The organism is Fibrobacter sp. UWB5, from assembly GCF_002210295.1.
Taxonomy (GTDB): Bacteria; Fibrobacterota; Fibrobacteria; order Fibrobacterales; family Fibrobacteraceae; genus Fibrobacter.
In genome coordinates this window covers 354,961-376,259 of the sequence record NZ_MWQH01000001.1, presented here as the reverse complement: position 1 = coordinate 376,259, position 21,299 = coordinate 354,961, and the positions used below count along the sequence as shown (strand labels likewise).

Sequence of the window (21,299 nt, the reverse complement as noted above, 5' to 3'; positions counted from 1 at the left end):
GGTCAAATTCTTTGACCACTTCAAGTCTTTCGATTTGCACATTCCAAAACAATACTAGATTATTCCGTAAATCATCTTAGTTTGGGGGTTGCATGTTCCATATCCAACGTCTTTTTCTTGTTTCGACAATTGCCCTTTTCCTAGCGGCATGCAACGATGACGATTCATCGCCTAGCGCTCCGAATCCAAACGACGAAATCCATTCGTCCGACAGCAACACGCCCAACGGCAATTCATCAGGCTTCAACACAAGCGACAACCCTACCAGCAGTTTCTCTGACGCAAAAGATGCCTTAGTCGTAAGCTACGGAACCATGACCGATGCCCGCGACGGAAGAACCTACAAGACTATTACCTTGGGCGATTCCACCTGGATGGCCGAGAACCTAAAATTTGACTACAAAGTTAACGGAGCCTCTTTCGGGAGCCAGTGCAGCGACAACGACGAAACGAACTGCGAAAGGCAAGGACGACTTTACTCTTGGGCAGCCGCCATGGATTCTGCAGGTGTATTCGGCAATGACGGCCTTGGCTGCGGAGACAATATCGCATGCTACCCCTACAAGCGCGTTCACGGAATTTGTCCGGAAGGCTGGCACTTGCCGAACGGAGTCCACTTCACCAGAGATGAGGCGTCCACGTTTTTAGCAACCACCGATTCCATACATACCTATCTGAGCTTTGAAGGAATTATAACGAAGCTTCATTACGCCCTTTTTTGGCTCGGCGAAGAAGGAAGCTACGAAAACGGCTATGCCGCATACGCAACTACCGATTCATTCATCACAATATTTTATGCTCGAAAAAATTTTGACCGACTTCCTATCCGTTGCATCAAGGATTACGAAGAAAACCTCCCGAACATTCTTGACGTGAGCATTCCAAAAGAATCCCATTTCAATCCGAATATTGACTACGGAACCATGACCGACGCCCGTGACGGCAAGACATACAAGACCGTCAAAATCGGTAGCCAAGTCTGGATGGCCGAAAACCTGAACTACGATGTTCCGATACCCGCCGATTCCGAAAATGTTTCGTGGTGCTATGCAGACAAGAAAGAATTCTGCGACATCATGGGACGCTACTACAACGCCAAGGCAATCTTTGGCAAAGATATCAACTCTCTGCCGGAATGTACAGAAAAATGGACCGACTGCGAGCCTTACGCCGAAGACAAAACCGCGTACCAAAGTGTTTGCCCGGACGGATGGCATTTACCTAACAAGACCGAATGGGAAACGCTTTTTGATGAAGTCGGCGAAAAAGAGAACTTGGCACTCAAATTAATGAGCACATCTGGATGGAATTACGAAGAAGGCCTTAACACCAGCGGTTTTTCAGCTATTCCTGCCGGTCAAGCTTCCATTGATACCGACATATATGCTTATCCCCCTCCCAACCGATACATGGCCTTTAGATATGCCGGATCCCATGCTCTATTCTGGTCTGCAAACGGAGTCAAAATCGGAGAAGACTACGGAAGGTACTACGCCTCTATCGCAAGTCCTAGTCCGATTGTAGCAGGTATGCCTTTTACCAACAACGACCTTTATTTTTCCGTGCGTTGCTTAAAGAACGCCGAATAATTCAGCTTACATCACGCCGGTTTCGAGGCCCTTCACGGGGATATAGCGCAACGAGCCGTCCGGAGAGACTATTATGGCCGCCCCGGCAAGGTAATTTACCCATTTCCATTTTTCGTAAAAGCGCACATTCGCATGCCCGTCGGTCACATAGGCAAGGAGCGGCACCACCAGGTAGTCGTGGGTACACATGAAGTTGACCCGCTCCATCTGGGGCAAACTCGCAACGAGTTCGCCTTCGATAAGCTGCACGCTGCGATCTTCCAGATCGTAGAACGCATCCGCATAGGCACCGGTAAAGGCGTACCTGGAATAAACTTCCCAACCGCCATTGGCATCGACGTAGCCGCTTGCCTTCGCATCGTCCTTCACATACCACGCCCCGTCCATGGCAGGGACCACATTGACGGCGTAGCCAGCCTGCCCGTAACCTACGGCAATGTTCTCGCAAGTTTCCTTGGTGCGCGTGTAGCCGGAATAGCCGTAGTAGAAATTCCCCTTTTTCCCGGCATCGGCAAGGCGCTTGCCCAAATTCTTGGCGTACTTTACGCCGTTATCGGTCAAGTGTCCGTTCGGGCCCGTATCGTTCGTGCGTTCGCTATGACGGATAACAAAAATGACCTTTTCATCGGCCTTGAGGTTCGCATAGACCTCCACAAGGTCGGTAAAGCCATCGGCTTCTTGCGGGGTGGCAAGGCGCCAGGCGCCGGCATCGTAAATGTAATAGTTGTCATGGATGACGCGCCCTTCGCGAATTTCACGGTCGTATTCACCTGGGCCAAAGCCCACCGTATCTTTTTCCATGGGCTGCGCGATGCGCCATTGGAATCCATTCACATCGCAAATAAAACGCACCGCCGAATGGTCAGATGTTTCGTAGTCGTTTGCAAAAATCGCACTCTGTCCCTGGTTCACGTATGTGACCTGTCCCGCATTCGCAGCGCTGCAGGGCACAAAGCTGTACGCCAGCGGGAAAAAGGCGCGCATGTACTTCTCGAAATTCGGCACGTTGCCGCCGTAGGCGGCCATCGCGTTGTTGCGGATATCGTTGTACCTCCAGTTGGAATCGAGACCTACGATCCAGTCCGCAATCTTGATTTTTCCGTTGGGGTCGCTCCATACGCCATCGCCTTTCAGGTCTTCGCCCAAAGTACGGATAAAATTCAGCGTTTCTTCTTTGCTTGCGCGGTTCTGCACCATTGCCGCAATGGCAAGCAATACGGCATTAGAATCCATCGCATACTGCAGGGAATCCACCCCGAAGGCCGCAAGCGTTTCGTACTTCGCGCGTTCCACGGCAGAATCTAACGGAACATGGTTCATCAAGTGCTGATCCACACGGGGGCGCGCCAAAAGATCCACTATATGGGCCACCTTGACGGAATCCGCCGAATCGGCGGCGGCGATACGTTCTTCTAGAATTTCAAAGGTATAGAGCGGTGCATAAATCGGTTCAAGGACCTGAACCGCCTGGGTATCGGGCTTTACCGCTACCGAGCCCTCGTTAGCCGTTTCGCCTCCGTTTACGACACCACCATTATTTTCTGCACTGCATCCAAACAAGAACAGGGCTGCTGCCAGGGCAGCACCCAAACATTCCACACACCATTTTTTTCTCATACGCGACCTACATCGTCATGGTTCCGGAATCTAGTCCCCTCACCGGAACATAACGAATGGTTCCGTCTTTCCCCATGATGATTGCAAGGCCCGCCAAGTAATTGACCCATTGCTTGGTATCAAAGTAGCGCAGGTTCACCTTCTTGTCGGTGAAGTACGCCGTCAGCGGAACCACAAACATGTCGTGCGAAATGAATACACCCACTTTTTTCACGTTCGCAAATTCAGGCTTGATAATTTCCGTAATAAAGCTTTCGCTGTAAGTTCCAAGGTCGTAGAATGCGTCGGTATACGAGCCCTTGTATGCATATTCAGAAGCCACGACCCAGCCGCCGCCATTGTTGCTCTTGTACTGTTCGAGCTTGTTGTTGTCTTTTACGTACCATTCGCCATCAAGCGCTTCAATCGTATTTTCAGAGTAGCTGGAGCCAGCGCCCTTAGCAATATTTTCGCAGGTTTCCATGCTTCGAGTGTAGGTCGAGTTCGCAAAATAAATGTCTTCGCCCTTCAACTTGGCGCCCACATTCTGCGACTGTGTCTTACCGTCATCGGTCAAATGGCCCTTCTTGCCGGTATCGTCGCTGCGCTTGGCATGGCGCAAGAAGAAGATGACCTTTTCGCCAGCCTTCAAGTTCTTATACACATCTTCGAGGTCTTCAAATTCCTGAATGTCGTCGCTTGTCGCGGCACGCCACTTCTTGGTTTCGTCATCGTAGACATAATACTTTTCTTTATCGACGCGGCCATTCTTGATTTGGCCCGGGTATTCTCCCTTGCCGTAACCATAAGTGTCCTTTTCGACAGCGGTAGCGGCGCGCCATTCATGTGTATTGGCATCGCAGATAAAGCGGACCGTCGGACCCGGCTGATCGTAGCCGCCCCCGCAGAAATAGGCGCTCAGGCTGTTCGAAATGCAAAATACCGAATCGGCTTTCTGCGCATTGCAATCACCAAAGTTATAGGCTCTGGACCAGAAACGCTTCAGGTGCTTTTCAAAGTCGGGGACCTCGCCCATATTCCAGCTGGCAATATTGTTGCGAATCGTCGCGTAAGAACCGCTGGTATCAAGAACCATGAGCCAGTCAGCCAAGTCGGCCTTTGCGTTGTTGTCGTCCCAGTTGCCGTTACCCTTGATGCGGTCGGCAATGCCTGCGGCATAAGACATCATCTCGGAGCCCGAGCCCTTGCGCTGCATCATGATAGAGATGGCAAGCAAGGCGCCACTGTACTCGTCACCATCAAAGAGTCCAATATCTTCGGCAAAGCGGCCATCGGTCGTGAGCTGCTGTTGCTGTCCACCAAAATTCCAGCCGCCAAAGCCGCCGTTACCACCGGTGCTACCGGAGCCAGAAGACTTATCCCACTGGATATCAAAGCTCGAAAGGATATCGCGCAGGGCCTGCGCCTTCACGGCGCGAATCGGCTGGTTGTTGCCGCTATTTTCCACAAGCTTGAGCACACGCTCCGCTTCCATGTGAGTCAGGATATTCACGTTCACCGTGTCTTTTTCGGTCACGTCGACCACGGCTTCAAGAGTTACAGGCGACGGAGAAAGTCCGCCCGTCAGTTCACTGCGATAGTAACCATTCGCCTTCACGCGCAAATAGGGCGAAACATAGTCCACGCTGTCAAAGCTGTAGTTGCCATCGCCATTCAAAATACAAGTCTTGTGGGTACGCTTGGAATCGGCCAAATGCTGCGTACTGTCAAGTTCAATCAGTTTAATGGATGTACCGTAGCGGAACGGTCCCTTTTCGGCAACGCCGACCAGACGAGCACCCACGATACGCGGTTCTGCCGTATCGACAGCCGCCGTATTTACGGAGTTGCCACCAAAGTTGCCCCAAGGCGAGGTTCCACCCGAGCTAGAGCCCTTCTCGTCGTCATCTTCGACACCCGTGTACATCTTGCCATCGCGGCAAGAAATTCCTGCGGCCTGTGAGACTTCTTCGGAAGGAACCCACTCACCCGCTAGGCAGAAATACAGAATATTTTCGCTCTTGACCAAGAAGGATTCGCCCTCGCTTTGGGCGGTACATTCCGGCAAGGCCTCTACATCGACCACAGTCGTGGTATCTTCAATAACCGGATCTTCAATACCGACAACAGGGCCAGTCGAAGAACTGGAATTACCCGATCCACCGGGTTCGCCAGGTTCACCCGGCTTGTCGGGGTCAGCCGCACTCGAAATCGGACGGCCTAAAGAATCTTTCTGGACAACGCCACTGGAACGCTTTTCCCAGCGAGAACCGCTGGAGCGGCCATCATCGTCGTCATCAATATAATCGTCTCCAATTTCATCGGGATCGAGTTCTTCGTTCGAAGAAGACGAACTACCGGAACACGCCTGCATAGAGAAGGCGAACCAAACAGAGACTATAATCCAAAACAGGCGATTCATTCGTCGATCCTAAAAAGCTATTCGCAATATAACAAGAAACTACTTTTTTTTCAACGAAAAAGCACATAGAATCTACCAAAGACCCCCGCCTGAGCAAGGGCAATGCGTCTAATCACAGAAAATCTGCAAAAACGGGACTTTTTAGCGCATTTTTCCGGTTTCGAGGAACCTGGAATGCATTTCGAAAGCCCTTTCCAGGGCCAAGGGCATGTGTAATCCCTTCGCATGTTTCAAGCTGTATTCCAAGAAATCGGTGAGCGGTTCGCGGAAATCCGGGTGGGCGCAATTCTTGATAATGAGTCTTGCTCGTTCTTCGGCGGCAAGCCCACGCAAGTCGGCAAGGCCCTGTTCCGTCACGAAAATCATGGTATCATGGTCTGTCTGGTCCACATGGCTCACGTAAGGCACAATCGAACTGATGGCGCCGTCCTTGGCAACCGAGGGCGTCAAGAAAATGCCAAGGTAACAGTTGCGGGCAAAGTCTGCCGCACCGCCAATTCCGTTCATCATGGCAGAGCCCGTAACAAGGCTGCTGTTCACGTTACCAAAGATGTCGGCTTCGAGCGCCGTATTCATGGAAATCACACCCACGCGGCGAATCACGTCGGGGCTATTGCTCACTTCTTGCTGGCGAAGCACCAAGTGTTTTTTCCATTCGGCGGCATTTTCAACGAATTCCTTCTGCGCTTTTTCGGACAAAGTAAGAGCCGTGCCCGAGGCGACACCGAGCTTTCCCTTCTTTAAAAGCGGGAACACGGCTTCTTGAATGACTTCGGTATAAAGGTCGATTGTTCCAAGGCGACTGTCGTCGGACATGGCGCTAAGGACAGCATTTGCCACCTTGCCTACGCCGCTCTGGAAGGCCATTCCCTTGGGGAGTCTGCCCTTGCTTTCTTCAAAGCAGATAAAGTCGAGAATACGTTCGCCGATGTTTCTGGAGACATCATCCGGTTCCACGAACGGATTCACTTCGTCGAGGCGGGAGGTTTCGACAACAGCGATGACCTTGTTCGGGTCGATTTTAACGAATTCAGAACCCACGCGGTCGCCGGCGCTATAAATGGCCAGCGGCTTTGCATGCGGCGGGAGTTCCGGGAGCGCGGTATCGTGAATTCCCATGAAGGAATCACCCAGGCGCGTATTCAATTCCAGAATGATCTTGGGCGCCATCTCGAGGTAAGTCACCGAGTTTCCGCCCGAGGTCGAAAGGCATACGCGACCGTCGCTCAATATGGCAGAGACTTCGATGATCGCGGCCGTCGGCGCAGGCACAGCGCCCGTACGCACGAGGTAGCCCATCTTGCCGAGGTGGGCATCGATATACTTGATCTGGCCGGCGTTAATCGCCTTGCGAAGACTCGGATTGCTCTGGTAAGGCATTCTGAGCGACACCGCCTGCGCCCGAGCTAAAGCCCCGTCGCAGCTGTCGCCGGTCGACGCTCCCGAGAAGAGCGTCACCTTGAAAGGCTTGCCTTCGGCATGCAACTTTTCGGCACGTGCAGCCAAAGCCGTCGGAACCTCCTTGGGGTAACCCGCCAAGGTAAAACCGGACACTCCCAACACATCACCATCGTTAATCATTGCCGCAGCATCGGCTGCCGAGCACTTCTTAGCATCAATCCAAGTCATAGTGCCGTAAAAATAATTTTTTAGATTTTCCCGCGTGAAACATTTCATCAAATACAACTTGATTGGCGTCATGAACACGCTCATTACCCTCGCCTCGGTCTGGGTAATGCACCAAATACTTGACTGGAACCTGGAACTTTCGAACTTTCTCGGGTTCATTTTCGGCGCCATCAACAGCTACTTGATGAACCGCATCTGGAATTTCAAGAGCCATAACCGCAAGCGCACCGAAATCATCCGATTCATCATCGTGTTCCTTGCGGCCTACGCCTTGAACTTTGTAACGCTCGAAGCCACCGTTTACGTTTTGAACACCGCCTGGTGCAAACCGTTCACCGACTTCATTTCGCAATTCATGAAACCCGGCTTCTTCGCAAACATCGTCGCCAACGGCGTGTATGTCGTCGCAAGCTTTATGCTTTATAAGAAGTGGGTGTTTAAATAGACAAAAGAACGGACCTACGGTCCTACAGACGAGAGATGTTTATATGCATTCTTGCCGAGCGATGGCAATAGGCTGTTAGCCTATTGTCGGAGCGAAGGGCGAACAACGAGTGACTAATCCTTTTGGAGTTCTCATATGTCGTTGTTCGTATACAAAAAAGGGCGCCTCGCGGCGACCCTTTTTTGCAGCTGAGCTGCACAAGCTTTTCAAGAATTCCGATTAGAACGGTACGAGTTCAACACGGCGGTTCTTGGAGCGGCCCTTCTTCGTCTTATTGTCGGCGATCGGCTTGTCGGAGCCGAAGCCCACGGCGCGAACGCGGTCAGAAGAAATACCGTTCTGGATGAAGTAATCCACCACCACCTGGGCACGATCCTGAGAGATCTGCTTGTTGGTTTCTTCGGAGCCCGTATTGTCGGTGTGACCCTGGACTTCGATGTTGGCGGTATTGAACTTCTTCATGAGCTTCACGATGTTGTTCAAGGTCTTGTAGCTTGCCTTGGTGAGCTTCTTGGAGCCACTCTGGAAGTTAATACCCTTCTTCAACTGTTCCAAGTCTTCAGCCTTGTTGAGCGGACAACCCTTCTTGTCGATACGTACACCTTCGAGGGTATTCGGACACTTATCGAGGAAGTCAGCCACGCCGTCCTTGTCGCTGTCGACCGGGCAGCCTGCGGTGTCAACAGATGCACCCTTCGGAGTATCCGGGCACTTGTCGAGACCGTCGTAAACGCCATCCTTGTCAGCGTCAGCAGCGCAACCCAGAGAGTCAACAGGTACGCCCTGCTGAGTATTCGGGCACTGGTCAATACCATCAGGCACGCCGTCCTTGTCGAAGTCGAGCGGGCAACCGGTATTGTCAACATTCAAGCCGGCCTTGGTATCCGGGCACTTGTCGAGAGCGTCAGGCACGCCATCCTTGTCGGCGTCAGCCGGGCAACCCGTAGAATCGACAGCCACACCCTGCTTGGTGTTCGGGCACTGGTCCTTAGCATCCGGAATGCCGTCGCCATCGAAGTCGCCTTCGCAACCTTCAGCATTCACCTGGGCACCTTCGCTGGTGTTCGGGCACTTGTCGAGAGCATCAGGTACGCCATCCTTGTCAGCGTCAGCCGGGCAGCCGAGGGTATCAACAGCGAGGCCAGCAGCCGTGTTCGGGCACTTGTCGAACGCGTCGGCAACGCCGTCCTTGTCAGCATCAGCCGGGCAACCCGTTTCATCGACCGGGAGACCTGCCGGAGTATTTTCGCACTTGTCGAGACCGTCGTAAACGCCATCCTTGTCGGTATCCTGCGGGCAGCCGACAGAGTCAGCCTTCACGCCTTCGGCGGTATTCGGGCACTTGTCAAGAGCATCCGGGATGCCGTCCTTGTCGAAGTCCGGTTCGCAACCGAGAGAGTCGACGCTTGCGCCACCGCGAGTGTTCTGGCACTTGTCAAGACCATCAAAAATACCATCCTTGTCAGAATCCATCGGGCAGCCAAGGCTATCCACCGTAGCGCCTGCCGGAGTCTTTTCGCACTTGTCCTTGGCATCAGGCACGCCGTCGCCATCGCCGTCGGTCTGAACATCCTTGACATTGCCGCCGAAGCGCCAGGTAAGGGCTGCGGTCACGGCAACCGTCGGGGTCGGAGCGTAGCCATAGCTCACGCGGCCAGTCGAATTGTTGTGGTGAATCGTGTGGTCGCCCACATGCTTCATTTCCTTTTCGCCATCGTAACCGAGGTTAGCAAGAGTGCGGAAGGCAATGTCTGCACCCAAAGCGAAGTCGATATGCCACGGCAGGTGGAAACGGAAACCCGGAGTCAGGAGCATCGGGTCGTCCATCGGGTCACGACGGTAAGCACCGTCTTCGATACGCATTTCACCGGAGTATTCAACGAAGATGTCCATCCAGTCGGTCGGCATCACGTTCAAGCCCGTGCCATAAACCAAGGTATTGGTACCCTTGTCGGCATAAACGAAGCTTGCATGGGTGTTCCACAAGACCGGTACGCCAAGTGCGCCGAAGTTCAAGGAGAGCACCACGGTTCCAGCATAGTTAAATCCACCGGAGGTGTACGGGTTGGTGTTGCCACCGTTGTCATTCAAGTACCAGGCATGACGGGGACGGACACCCACGTTTTCATCACCGGTCGGGAAATAGACATCACCCTGGATAGCGAGGCCAAAGAAGCTTTTGGAATCACCAATGAGGCCGGCCTTCAACCAAACGTTCAGGTCACCACGGCTTGCTTGCCAAAGATCGCCTTCGCCATCACCCTTCAGGTTAGCATGATCATAGTACAGCGGAAGAGCCACACCGAGGTCAATGAAATCCTTCAGACCGATTGCAGCATGAATATTACCGCTAAGAGAACCAGCATTGCTATGGAAAGAGCGTTCCTGATTCCCCTGCTTGATCACGCCGCCACGGGACTGAGACCAAGAGTCCGTAGAAATATCGCCGCCCGTACCGACTTCAATACCCCACTGACCCAACGTGTAAGCGTTGTGTTGATGAATACCGGAAGTTCCACCCTGAAGCCCGGACTGGGCAAAGGCAAGACCGCCAGCGACTAGTGACAAAGCAATGATTTTTTTCATTGTATCCCTCGCATGTCTTTATTACATTTTGTTCCCAATGTAGTATTTTTGCCAGATTGAGGCCAAATGTGACGCCGCTCACACTCAAAAAAGCGTTTAAAAAATGTAGAATGCAACCAAAAGTTTATATTAGACATCAAAATAGCGATTATGAACCCGATTTTATCCATACAAAATATCCGCCGAGACTTTAAGATGGGCGATGAAACGGTCCACGCGCTGCGTGGAGTTTCTTTTGATATCTACCCCGGCGAATTCGTGACCATCATGGGCACAAGCGGTTCCGGAAAATCGACCATGCTGAATATTTTGGGTTGCATGGACAAGCCGACCTCCGGCGAGTACATTCTAGACGGTCAGCATACCGAAAAGTTAAAACGCGACGCCCTCGCCAAAATCCGTAGCAAAAAACTCGGATTCGTTTTCCAAAGTTACAACTTGCTCAGCCGTACCACGGCTATCGAAAACGTAGAACTCCCGCTTTTGTACAATTCAAAAATCTCGGCGGCGGAACGTCGCCACCGTGCTATTGAAGCTTTAAAAATGGTGGGCCTCGAAGAACGCATGAACCATGTGCCCAACCAGCTTTCGGGCGGTCAGCAACAACGCGTGGCTATTGCCCGCGCCCTCGTGAACGACCCCGTGATTATCTTGGCCGACGAAGCCACCGGTAACTTGGACACTCGCACCAGCTACGAAATCATGATGATTTTCCAGGAGCTGAACCGCCGCGGAAAAACAATCGCCTTCGTGACGCACGAACCCGACATCGCGACCTTTAGCGGGCGAACCATTACGCTGCGCGACGGACTCCTTAAAAAAGACGTCAAGAACGAAAACGTGCAAGACGCCAAGGCAGCCTTCGAAGCCCTCCCTCCGCCGGAAACGTTTGAGGAGGAAGAATGAGTCCGTTTACTTTAATCAAAATTGCACTCAAGGCTTTGCTGCGCAACCGCATGCGCACCTTCCTTTCGGTGCTCGGCATCGTGATTGGTGTCGCGGCAGTGATTGCCATGGTCGCCATGGGCGAAGGCTCCCGAATTTCTATCAAGGAACAAATGACGGCGATGGGTTCCAACGCCATCATTATCATGCCAAACCGTGACCGCCGCGGCGGCGTGCAGCAGGAATCTACTAGCGAACTCCTCGAAGAAGCCGACATTATCGCCATTCGCGAAAACGCCACCTACATCAACGGCGTATCTCCAATGATTACCGTAGGCGGGCAAGCCATTGTTGGCAACAATAACTCCCCCACTAGTTTGAGCGGCGTGTCGGCAGACTACCTCAAGATTCGCAACTACGAAATCGAAGACGGCGTGATGTTCGACGACGTCACGGACCGTATGTCCAAAGTCTGTGTGATCGGGCAAACCGTTGTCAAGAACCTGTTCCCTGAAGGCGACCCGATTGGCAAGACGATTCGCTACAAGAACATTCCCTTGAAAGTCATCGGCACACTTAAAGCAAAAGGCTCCGGCGACTTCGGGCAAGACAACGACGACGTGATTTTCACGCCTTACCAGACAGTGATGCGCAGGTTTTCTGCCACCACAAACATCCGCCAGATTTTCGCGAATTCTATTGGCGAGGGCTACGCGGCGCAAGCCACCGAAGAAATCATGGGAATCTTGAAGGAACGTCGCGGCTGGACCAAACCCGTTGACCCATTCCGCGTGTTTACTCAAGAAGAAATGATTCAGACCATCACGAGTACTTCTGACATGATTTCTCTGGTTCTCACGATTATTGCAGGTATTAGTTTATTTGTAGGCGGTATCGGTATCATGAACATCATGTATGTTTCCGTCACGGAACGCACCAAGGAAATTGGCCTGCGTATGGCCATCGGTGCCCGCGGCAAAGACATCATGTTCCAGTTTTTGTTCGAATCGGTGATAATCAGCCTGCTAGGCGGCATTATCGGGATTGCTCTCGGCATCGCCGCCTCCGAAATCGTGAAAATCGCCTTCAACATGCCCATGAGCGTCTCGGTGACCAGCGTGATCGTGAGCTTTGCCGTGTGCTTTGCCACCGGAGTCTTTTTCGGATGGTATCCGGCCCGTAAAGCCAGCCGTTTAGACCCCATCGAAGCCCTACGATTCGAATAATACAAATTAAGCCAATATCCCTAATACAAAAAGGCTTCCGGTAAAATCGGAAGCCCTCTATTGTTTCAAGCTCTAAAAGACGCTATTACTCGTTTCCTCTATAGCTGTCGTTTACACAGAAGAAGGGTTGCTTTGTTGTCGGCTCCTGCTGGTAAGCATCCACCGAACGAACAGCAGCTTTTGTTGGCTTAATCTCATCCGTATTATATAGAGTGTATGTCACGCCGTTTGAATAATCGTCAGTCCACATAGAAACCCAAGTAGGCGATGCACAGCGTTTATCCGGACCAAGTCGCTCTTCTGTATTACAGTTTTTATTCCCAGCTTCCGCTTCACTATCATAAAAAGACTCACCACGCAAGTAATATTTATACAGATTAGTAGAATCGCCATAGCCATTATCCCTGGCATATTCATTGTATCTCAGCAATGTAGCCCAGTCATCTTCAGTGGCCAAATGGAATCCCGCAGACTTTGTGCCGTTCTTTTCCCACGTTAATTTACTGCAGTAATCTTTTGCATCGTTGAAATTCAACACCATGGATTCAAGATGGCGGACAGTCCATAGCTGCGTTCCTCGAGCAGTATAGGATGCTACAAAGACGCTTTTTCCGATAAAACCGAGGGATGTCACATTATCAGAACTTATAACGGTCCATTTTCCTTCGCCATCACACGACCATTTACGTCCCAAGGTCATTGTTCCCGGTTTGACACACAAACTTCCAACAATTTTTTCAGATTCAGTACTGTCACGCCAAGCACCCTGTTCATTACACACTTTACCCTGGAAAACAAATCCTGTCGCAGTCAAATTTTCTGTACAGCCGTGTCCAAGTTCAATTTCAGCCTTGGTTGCCTTGCGAGCCAAACCATTTTCGCAAGTATAAGTTTTATTCGTATAAATACCAGTGACAAGATCGCCTTCTGAAATTCGTTGACCGAAACAAATATCCACCGTATCCAATTTCAAAGTGTCAGCAAGCGTTGCCAATCTCGGCTTATTGTCTTCGCATACAAAGGGCTGACCTTCCAAGACGTCATCATGCTGGAAAATCTCATTGGTAGACAGCAGCATTGTACAAGCATTTCCCAACACATTGACGCTAGAACTGGATTCCGCGACACTACTGGAGCTTTTCACTTTTTCGCTACTGGAGCTTTTCACCTTCTCACTTGAGCTAGAAACCTTTTCGCTACTGGAGCTTTTCGCTTTTTCGCTACTGGAGCTTTTCACCTTCTCACTTGAGCTAGAAACTTTTTCGCTACTGGATGATTCAGAGGTCTGTTCATCTGCAGAAGAAGTTTCTGCCGGAGCGGCAACAGAACTTGAGTCATCACACGCTGTAAACGCAAGCGAAGTCATAACAGATATGCATGCAACTTTTAGCAACGTTTTTCCAAAACGATATTTCATATCTACTCCTTTAAAAAAATGATAATAAAATATAACAACCGTACATACTTATCGTATCACAAACATGTTTTAAATCACAAAATCTTACATTTTGCTTGCAAATTGGGGGAGGGGTGTACTATATTTTCTCCGTATATACAATACGGAGGATGATATGCATCTTAAAAAGTCTGGGGTTATGGTTTCTACCTTGGCAGCACTTTCTGCTTCTACAGCGTTTGCCGCCACCACACCTTACGACTTGATTCGCCCCACCTGGCCCTTGAGCTGGGACGCGAAAGTCTTTGAAAATTTCGATACCACGGTAACCAAGAAAACAGGTATGCTTCCGAAAGAGGCGACTCCCGCAAGCTTCAAGGCGGGGGCGATGATGCCCGACACCCTGGACCAGGCCTACTTTGATGCCATCAACACCAAGATTTCGCCGATCCGCATGAACCAGGCGGGCTACCTCAAGAGTGACACGGAACGCCAGTTCTACTTCGTAGGCAGCAAGGCAACTGAATTCGAAGTTGTGGATGCAGACGGCAAGTCGCTCAGCACCAAAGTGACCGGAACGTTCACCGCAACCGAAACGGCCACCAAGAGCGGCTGGACTATTATCGCAGGTACCGACGATGCAACTACCGACAAGCAGCGTTACAAGGTTGAAATCACCGGACCTGAAGGCAATATCTTTGTCGGCAAAATCCCGCAGAACGTACCTACCGAAAAGCGCCTGCGCATCAAGGTCGGTGACGAAATCTCTAGCACCTTCATTGTGAGCGACGACGTTTACACCATGGCAAAGGATGCTACCCTGAAGTTCTTTGGCATCCAGCGCAGCGGCAACTCCGAATCCTGGTTCCATGGTCCGAGCCATACCAAAGATGGCGGCGGCGCGATTACTACGGCAGGAGATACTACCTCTTCCTTTGACGCATCTAGGGCAGGTTCCCTTGCTGGTGGCTGGTACGATTGCGGCGATCACCTGAAGGAATCGCAGACCATGGCGTACGCCTTCATGACCCTTGCCGTGATGCATGCTACCAACCCCGCCAAGGACGTGGACCACTACGATTACAATCAGGGTGAATTCGTGAAGACCGACGGCGTGCCCGATGTCTTGCGCGAGGCCAAGCATGGTGCTGACTTCTTCCTGAAAGCGTACGAATTTGCAAAGGGCGTTGTTGACGATATGCCCGTTTCTGTAGGCAACTTCGGAGCGGACCACTACTGGTGGGGACGCCCCGAAGTTCAGGATTACGTGAATGCCAAACATCGCGGAGGTCCTACCGAACGCACGGTCCGACTTGGCGAACTCGGCTCCACTGTTTCCGCAGAAATTGCAGCAGGCCTTGCCATTTTGGGAAAAGACTACGCCAAGTACGACAAGAAGTTTGCTGACAGCTGCTTGGTGGTTGCCGAAAAGATGTACGGCTTTGCCAAGGATTTGGCCCAAGGCAAAGCATTCAAGAACAATACAAGCGCTATCGTCAACACCGCGGCCTACAACGGCAGCACTTCTTATATTGACAAAATGGCATTGGCCTCGGTGGCGCTCCTTTATGCTACAAGCAAGAAGGATTACGCCGACGATATGATCCGCACGACGGAACTTTTCAAAGGTCAACGAATCATCGACGGCGCAGGCTTCTTTGGTGGCGGTTGGTTCGCTACCGAAAACAGCGGCATGCTCAAAAGCCCAATGAACACCAGCTGGGCAAATGCACACTCCTACGCTCTATATGCTTTGTATAAGTTGATTCTTGCCGACAAGACCAAGGCGACATCTGAATATGGACTTACCGAAGATGAACGCCTCGCGGCCATCGAAGACTGCCTTGCCGACATGATTGCCAACCTTGGCGATGTAAGCGGCACAGGGACCGGTTCCATCGTTCTTCCCAAAGGAGACATCGGCTGGAAACAAAACACCGTCAGCTACGATCCCACTTGGTACACGATGCTTACCGACCAGAACGGGAATTTCAACCGTTATCAAGCGGGAAACATCTTTGAAGTTTTGGCATACGCTGATGTGGCCGCTGATATCGAAAAGCAGGGAATCTCGCTCCCGACCATGGCAAGTACCGGCCTCAAGGCAAGCGAAATGCGCCAGCTCGGCATCAACAAGCTGAACTACATGCTCGGCGTGAATCCGTGGGACGTTTCGTTCGTGTACGGCATTGGCGACAAGAACGACGCTCACCCGCATCACCGTGCTTCTAACCCCGAAGGCAAGACCTCTCCGGGTTTTAACTACAAGTACAATTGCCCCGTAGGAGCCCTTTTTAGTGGGACTGTTCCTGGCGATTCAAGCTCGTTGGTTCCGAAAAAAGAAACGAGTTGGAAAGACTGGGAAAAATCAGAAACTTGCCTTGACGCCTCTGCGACGCTGCTGTCGGCCCTCACCATCGTCAGCAACGGCGGCAACGACTACTACGAAAAGAAGTGCGACAACTGCGACACCACGGAAGCCTCGCCCTTCTCCAACGAAGTTTATGCAGCGGCATACACTTATGACTTCAACGACCTAGAGACCTTCAGCATCCGTATTTTTAACGAATCCCTAGAAAAGCTGGACAGCGTTGTCGTCTATGTCTACTTCGACGCCACAGAAGAAGAGATGGATGCTTGCGGCACCATTATCGATCTAGAAATTTGTCAGAATTATGACCAAGCCGGATTTAATAGACTCTGCGCCAATGACAGCGTGTTAAGAACCTACATGAGAGAAAATCCGGCAGAAAAGGTAGAAGGATCCTATAACGAAAAGACAAAGACCTACACTTGGGAAAAAGCCATTCCTTTGGGAACCTATGAAATAGGAACAACTTTCCGGCTAGATCTTTCTGCCAGCACTGGCAAAAAATCTAAAGGCGTATGCGCATCCATTAGAGAACCTGCAGCAATAAAGGTTGCCGACGGCTGGAGTTTTACCGCCCACTCCGAAACAAAGGACGCTCCCGCCTACGACGGCGTTCCCGAATGGGACAAGGACCAGGGCGACATTCAGGAGCCTCCTCGTGATCCGTACATCGTCATTCGCAGCAAGGGCAAGCTCCTGTGGGGTTACGGTCCGGGCAATACCACCAGCGACCGCGAAGGTTTCGTGAAGCCCATTGAAATTGCAAAGGCCCGTATGCAGGTTGTCAAGAACAAACTCTATGTGCTTGCATCGGCTCAGGGTACCAAGACCGTGAAAATCTTTGACCTGCTCGGCAACCAGCTCTCGGTCAAGACCTTCGACGGCACCCACACCGAAGTGAACCTCGCCAAGCTTCCGCACCGCGGCACCCTGATTGCAAGAGTCGTGCAAAACGGCAAGACGCTTGCAACCCAGAGCATTAAGATCAAGTAAGTTCATTACATATCATGAAAAAGTCGGCCCACAAAGCCGACTTTTTTTGATTTTTCGTGGTACTCATTCAGGAATTTTTCATATATATTTAGGGCATGAATCTGCTTGAATTTTTACAACCGATGCCGGTCGTGGGCATACTCCGCGACATTCCCCAAGGCGCAGAAGAAGCATGCGTCAAGACCGCTGTTGAATGCGGGCTCAAGGCGATCGAAGTCACCATGAACACCGCTAACGCCGAATCGATTATTAGTGCCCTCAAGACCGCCGCCAAGCCTCACGGGATTTCCGTAGGCGCAGGGACCGTCCGTCACGGGAGCGACCTAGACAAAGCCATTGCCGCAGGCGCCGAATTCATCGTGACGCCCAATACACGTAACGAAATCATCCGCCTTTCGGCCACGGCACGCATCCCGATTATTCCGGGCGCCTTAACCCCGACCGAAGTGCAAAAAGCTTTTGACCTGGGCGCTACCGCCGTCAAGATTTTCCCGGTAAACTGCGTAGGCGGCCCCGAATACATCAAGGCGCTGCGCGGGCCGTTCCGCGACATTCCCTTGATGGCATGCGGCGGCGTGAACCCGGAGAACGCCGCAAGCTACTTGAAGGCTGGCGCAAACCTGCTTTCGTTCGGCGCAAGCATTTACGACCCGAAGCTGATGGCCGCAGGCGACTGGGCAACCATTGCCGAGCGCCTGAAGAAGCTTCTCGCTTCTATCAAATAGCTGATGCTGACCTACGTCAGCATGACTCGGACACGAGATTCAAACAACAAAAAAATCCTGCTTTTAAGCAGGATTTTTTATTTAATTCAAAACATGTAATGTGTAATGTGGAATGACAAATGTGAAATGAATCATCACACATTTGTACATCACTCATCGCTCATTATTTCCGCATTTCCTGTTTCATCTTGTACATGGAAACGTCAGCGCTGTGCAGCATGTCGTCGACTTCCTTGTAGTCTTCGCTGGAATGCGCGACACCGTAGGCAAAAGAAGCCTGCTTGTCAACAATCTTGATTTCAGACACGATCTTTTCCATACGTTCAGCACAGACGAAGGCGCCCTTCACATCGGTTTCGGGGCAAATGACCATGAATTCATCGCCGCCCATTCTAAAGAGTTGGTCCGTTTCGCGCAGAATGTCCTTAACGGCGGTCGCCACCGAACGCAACAGCAAGTCGCCGGCCTGATGGCCGTACTGGTCGTTGGTGAACTTCAAGCCGTTCAAGTCAAAGTAAATGATGGCGAACTGCGTGCCGTAACGCTTGGAACGCGAGAACCATTCACGCAGCGAGAACATACCGTGACGGCGGTTGAAGCAGCCCGTCATGTCGTCAGTCAAAGAAATATCGCGGAGGTTGCGCAGCGAACGGGCCAAGCGAATATGCACATTCACGCGGGCCAGCAGAATTTCGGCAATGGCGCTCTTACTCACAAAGTCCGAGGCGCCCGCCTGGAAACCCTTGGTCACGCTATCGCTATCTTCGCGGTTCGTAAGGAAGATGACCGGAAGATCGTCGAGGGCATGGCGCTGACGGATGCGCAAGCAGACATCGAAGCCGTTCATCTTCGGCATGTTGATGTCGAGCAGCACCAAATCCACCTTGTTTTCGCTCAAGTAATCCAGAGCGTCTTTTCCGGAATTGCAGCATTCAACGCTATAGCCGACACGTTGCAAGAGATCCTTGGTCTTGTCCAGGATTTCTTCATTGTCGTCAACAACAAGGATTTTTTCTTCAACCATCACAAACCTCCCCTGTTAAAGGGCTTTGGCTTTAAAATAACTTTGTTTTAGAACGATGTCTATTTATTTTTTGCTTTTTTATTCTTCTTGCGAGGGAAACGCCAAAAACTCTAATTTCGGGGCAGTTTCAATAAGGCCGAGGGATGCCGCATGCTCAAAAAACAGCGAAAGCGAGCGTTTGCGTTCATCGGTAAAACGGTAATCGATGGACGAATAGTAGTTTTCTACGACCGCTCGCGGCAAATCGACGGGGTACCGGGCAAGCCAGCGATCAAGACATTTCGAAGGATTTTCGCGGAACCGTTCAATGCTTTCGCGAGTCGCCTGCAGGTAACGGTTTAAAGTTTGTTCTAAACCAGGTTCCAGAGCGCTCTTTGCAATAATCCAGGCGCCAAAGACAAACGGCACGTGTTGCCAATCCTGCCAAAGCGTACCCAAGTCGTAATCGTAGGCAAAGCGGCGGCGTTCGTTTTCTTCGAGCGCCTGGTCACCAATCAACAAGCACGCGTCATCGTTTGCGGCGTAAGGTCCGGACTTGTATTCGGGCGAAAGTCCGAACCGTTCCTGCAGCAAGATTTTGAGCAGGTTGATAGAGGTCATGCTCTGCGCCGTAAGGCACACCAACTTGCGCGAAAGCTCTTCGATAGGCACCTTGGAAAACAGCTTTACGGAACGCACTTCAAAGGAACATGAAGTACAAATATCAGGAGCAAGCACAAAGTCTCCGGGCTGTTGCGCAAACGTGATCGACGACGCCGGCGACAAATGGATAGAACCATTTTTCAGTCCCGCACAATGCGCACTCGGCACGCCGTCCACAAATTCAACATCGCTAAATTCAGACTCTCGTCCAAGGAAGTCATGAAAAAACGGCGCACAGACCAAAAATGGGATTCGTCCAACTCGTAAAGCCATGTAAAAAAGTTAATTTTTCGCCACGACCTGCAACAGGGTCAAAATTCAAATAACAGATGAATAACCGATAATGGCTAAGGTATAATGGCTGTATTTCATGTAAAGAAGACATCGCTCGGCGACGACCAGACGTCTCTGGTGTTCAAGGGCAAGATTGTTGAAGGCCCAATTAGCAAGGGCATGACTGTGGAAATCCCCGTCACACAAGAGGCGGTGGTAAGAATGAAGATTTTTGATGTCGTCCTGTTCGAAAAGCAGAAGGACGAATCGAAGAAGGTCGGCCTGGTTGTTGATTTCAAGGATCTTCCGGATGACATGGAAGTGATCATGAGCTTGAACATCGCCGAAGAAGACCTGACAATTGTTAACGAGTAAGGCAATTCAGCCTTTTCGCACACAGGGATGATACAATGATTAATGAGAGACTGCGGGGAGTGAATTTGGGTGGATGGTTCAGTCAGGTAGACTGCATCCAGGAAAAAGATCCCGTCGGTTTTCCCGGGATCATTGAACACATCAAGACATTCCTTGGCGACGCGGATTTCAAACGCATCCGCGGTGCGGGGTTCAACCACGTGCGCTTGCCGGTGGACTACTTCAACTTGTTCGACGAAGGAACGATCAAGCCTAAAGAAGAAGTTTTCACTCTGCTCGACAAGGCCATCAAGGACATTCTGGCAAATGACCTGTACGTGATTCTTGACCTGCACAAGTGCCCGGGCCACGACTTTCACCTCGGCTCTTACCAGGAGCAGCCCTTCTTTGTAAGCGCCGATGCCCGCAAGGATACCGCCAAGGTCTGGTCGTTTATGGCCGAACGCTACAGCGGTGAACAGCGCGTGATGATGGAACTCCTGAACGAGCCCGCTGCGGCCGACTCCCTGGTTTGGGACAAAGTAAAAGACGAAATTTTCTGGGCAATCCGCAAGCACGCTCCCAAGAACACGATCGTGGTCGGCAGCAACAAGTGGAACAGCGCCCACGAATTCAAGTACCTGACCCCGATGGACGACGACAACGCCATCTACAGCTTTCATACCTACACCCCGGTGACCTTTACGCACCAAGGTGCCGCCTGGATCAACGACCCGTTCTTCAAGATTGAACGCCCGTGGCCAGGCGACTACGCCGCTCCCGAGGCCGGTGCCACCACCCGCCTCAACGTGGAATTCGGCAAGTGGGACAAGGCCCGTCTGCAAGAAAGTATCCAGAACGCACTCGACTTCCGCGCAAAGTACGACCTGCCCGTTGCCTGCAACGAATTCGGCGTGTACGTACAGGTGCCGAGAAAGTACCAGCTCGCCTGGATGCACGACTTCATGGAAATCTTGCGCGACGCCGACGTAGGCTACAGCTACTGGAACTACAAGAACCTGGACTTCGGCATTGTGTCGAAGGGCGAATCGCTCCACAACAGCCTCGAGCAGTACAACAATCCGGACCGCCTCGACAACGAGCTCATGGAACTGCTCGCTAAAGGTTAAAGTTGGTAGAACT

At 51.5% G+C, this 21,299-nt stretch carries 15 protein-coding genes; 8 read left to right on the top strand and 7 right to left on the bottom strand.

Annotated features, from left to right (window positions below; genetic code table 11):
* Positions 1-92: 92 nt before the first annotated feature.
* The gene (locus B7989_RS01635; RefSeq protein WP_088626888.1) at positions 93-1,589 is read left to right on the top strand and encodes an FISUMP domain-containing protein; all 1,497 of its coding nucleotides are present in this window, start codon (positions 93-95) and stop codon (positions 1,587-1,589) included.
* 6 nt (positions 1,590-1,595) lie between these two features.
* Here B7989_RS01635 and B7989_RS01630 read toward each other — a convergent pair whose 3' ends face one another.
* The 3 genes from B7989_RS01630 to B7989_RS01620 all read right to left on the bottom strand — a co-directional run bounded on the left by B7989_RS01630 (position 1,596) and on the right by B7989_RS01620 (position 7,236).
* Positions 1,596-3,206, bottom strand: a complete 1,611-nt coding sequence (locus B7989_RS01630) for a phosphoglycerate mutase family protein (RefSeq protein ID WP_144264935.1) — start codon at positions 3,204-3,206, stop codon at positions 1,596-1,598.
* Positions 3,207-3,213: 7 nt separating this feature from the next.
* A complete protein-coding gene (locus B7989_RS01625) occupies positions 3,214-5,607 on the bottom strand; it encodes a histidine phosphatase family protein (RefSeq protein ID WP_088626886.1) in 2,394 nt (797 codons plus the stop codon).
* 141 nt (positions 5,608-5,748) lie between these two features.
* Positions 5,749-7,236: an acetyl-CoA hydrolase/transferase C-terminal domain-containing protein gene (locus tag B7989_RS01620; protein ID WP_088626885.1), complete on the bottom strand. Its 1,488-nt coding sequence runs from the start codon at positions 7,234-7,236 to the stop codon at positions 5,749-5,751.
* Positions 7,237-7,270: 34 nt separating this feature from the next.
* Here B7989_RS01620 and B7989_RS01615 point away from each other — a divergent pair, with 34 nt between their 5' ends.
* A complete protein-coding gene (locus B7989_RS01615; protein WP_088626884.1) occupies positions 7,271-7,681 on the top strand; it encodes a GtrA family protein in 411 nt (136 codons plus the stop codon).
* A gap of 219 nt (positions 7,682-7,900) precedes the next feature.
* Here B7989_RS01615 and B7989_RS14270 read toward each other — a convergent pair whose 3' ends face one another.
* Entirely contained in the window at positions 7,901-10,267 is a 2,367-nt protein-coding gene (locus tag B7989_RS14270; RefSeq protein ID WP_088626883.1) for an OmpA family protein, read from the bottom strand.
* Between the two features lie 150 nt (positions 10,268-10,417).
* On the opposite strand from B7989_RS14270, the gene B7989_RS01605 reads away from it, so the two are divergent.
* Positions 10,418-11,173 carry an ABC transporter ATP-binding protein gene (locus tag B7989_RS01605; protein WP_233144206.1) on the top strand — a complete coding sequence of 252 codons (756 nt, stop codon included), beginning with the start codon at positions 10,418-10,420 and terminating at the stop codon, positions 11,171-11,173.
* Positions 11,170-12,378 (top strand): ABC transporter permease, encoded by a 1,209-nt coding sequence (locus tag B7989_RS01600; RefSeq protein WP_088626881.1) that lies wholly within the window; start codon positions 11,170-11,172, stop codon positions 12,376-12,378. Before B7989_RS01605 ends, B7989_RS01600 begins: the two co-directional genes overlap by 4 nt.
* Positions 12,379-12,463: 85 nt before the next feature.
* Here the strand turns inward: B7989_RS01600 and B7989_RS01595 are convergent, their stop codons facing one another.
* Positions 12,464-13,795: a hypothetical protein gene (locus B7989_RS01595; protein ID WP_088626880.1), complete on the bottom strand. Its 1,332-nt coding sequence runs from the start codon at positions 13,793-13,795 to the stop codon at positions 12,464-12,466.
* Between the two features lie 154 nt (positions 13,796-13,949).
* Here B7989_RS01595 and B7989_RS01590 point away from each other — a divergent pair, with 154 nt between their 5' ends.
* Entirely contained in the window at positions 13,950-17,138 is a 3,189-nt protein-coding gene (locus tag B7989_RS01590) for a glycoside hydrolase family 9 protein (RefSeq protein ID WP_088626879.1), read from the top strand.
* 95 nt (positions 17,139-17,233) lie between these two features.
* On the top strand, positions 17,234-17,863 hold the full coding sequence (locus tag B7989_RS01585; protein ID WP_088626878.1) for a bifunctional 4-hydroxy-2-oxoglutarate aldolase/2-dehydro-3-deoxy-phosphogluconate aldolase: 630 nt from the start codon (positions 17,234-17,236) through the stop codon (positions 17,861-17,863).
* A gap of 163 nt (positions 17,864-18,026) precedes the next feature.
* On the opposite strand, the gene B7989_RS01580 is transcribed toward B7989_RS01585, so the two are convergent.
* Together B7989_RS01580 and B7989_RS01575 are read right to left on the bottom strand one after the other, a co-directional pair.
* Complete coding sequence (locus tag B7989_RS01580; protein WP_088626877.1) at positions 18,027-18,887, bottom strand: diguanylate cyclase domain-containing protein; 861 nt, start codon at positions 18,885-18,887, stop codon at positions 18,027-18,029.
* Positions 18,888-18,965: 78 nt separating this feature from the next.
* Positions 18,966-19,802: a menaquinone biosynthetic enzyme MqnA/MqnD family protein gene (locus B7989_RS01575; protein ID WP_088626876.1), complete on the bottom strand. Its 837-nt coding sequence runs from the start codon at positions 19,800-19,802 to the stop codon at positions 18,966-18,968.
* 84 nt (positions 19,803-19,886) lie between these two features.
* Between B7989_RS01575 and B7989_RS01570 the strand changes: the two genes are divergently transcribed.
* Positions 19,887-20,177, top strand: a complete 291-nt coding sequence (locus B7989_RS01570) for a hypothetical protein (RefSeq protein ID WP_072798334.1) — start codon at positions 19,887-19,889, stop codon at positions 20,175-20,177.
* Positions 20,178-20,212: 35 nt separating this feature from the next.
* A complete protein-coding gene (locus B7989_RS01565; RefSeq protein WP_088626875.1) occupies positions 20,213-21,286 on the top strand; it encodes a glycoside hydrolase family 5 protein in 1,074 nt (357 codons plus the stop codon).
* The last annotated feature ends 13 nt before the right edge of the window (positions 21,287-21,299 follow it).

Bases quoted from the DNA above. Each gene is read 5' to 3' on its own strand.
- B7989_RS01635 (WP_088626888.1), top strand. From the start codon at position 93: ATGTTCCATATCCAACGTCTTTTTCTTGTTTCGACAATTGCCCTTTTC.
- B7989_RS01630 (WP_144264935.1), bottom strand. From the start codon at position 3,206: ATGAGAAAAAAATGGTGTGTGGAATGTTTGGGTGCTGCCCTGGCAGCA.
- B7989_RS01625 (WP_088626886.1), bottom strand. From the start codon at position 5,607: ATGAATCGCCTGTTTTGGATTATAGTCTCTGTTTGGTTCGCCTTCTCT.
- B7989_RS01620 (WP_088626885.1), bottom strand. From the start codon at position 7,236: ATGACTTGGATTGATGCTAAGAAGTGCTCGGCAGCCGATGCTGCGGCA.
- B7989_RS14270 (WP_088626883.1), bottom strand. From the start codon at position 10,267: ATGAAAAAAATCATTGCTTTGTCACTAGTCGCTGGCGGTCTTGCCTTT.
- B7989_RS01605 (WP_233144206.1), top strand. From the start codon at position 10,418: ATGAACCCGATTTTATCCATACAAAATATCCGCCGAGACTTTAAGATG.
- B7989_RS01600 (WP_088626881.1), top strand. From the start codon at position 11,170: ATGAGTCCGTTTACTTTAATCAAAATTGCACTCAAGGCTTTGCTGCGC.
- B7989_RS01595 (WP_088626880.1), bottom strand. From the start codon at position 13,795: ATGAAATATCGTTTTGGAAAAACGTTGCTAAAAGTTGCATGCATATCT.
- B7989_RS01590 (WP_088626879.1), top strand. From the start codon at position 13,950: ATGCATCTTAAAAAGTCTGGGGTTATGGTTTCTACCTTGGCAGCACTT.
- B7989_RS01585 (WP_088626878.1), top strand. From the start codon at position 17,234: ATGAATCTGCTTGAATTTTTACAACCGATGCCGGTCGTGGGCATACTC.
- B7989_RS01580 (WP_088626877.1), bottom strand. From the start codon at position 18,887: ATGGTTGAAGAAAAAATCCTTGTTGTTGACGACAATGAAGAAATCCTG.
- B7989_RS01575 (WP_088626876.1), bottom strand. From the start codon at position 19,802: ATGGCTTTACGAGTTGGACGAATCCCATTTTTGGTCTGTGCGCCGTTT.
- B7989_RS01570 (WP_072798334.1), top strand. From the start codon at position 19,887: ATGGCTGTATTTCATGTAAAGAAGACATCGCTCGGCGACGACCAGACG.
- B7989_RS01565 (WP_088626875.1), top strand. From the start codon at position 20,213: ATGATTAATGAGAGACTGCGGGGAGTGAATTTGGGTGGATGGTTCAGT.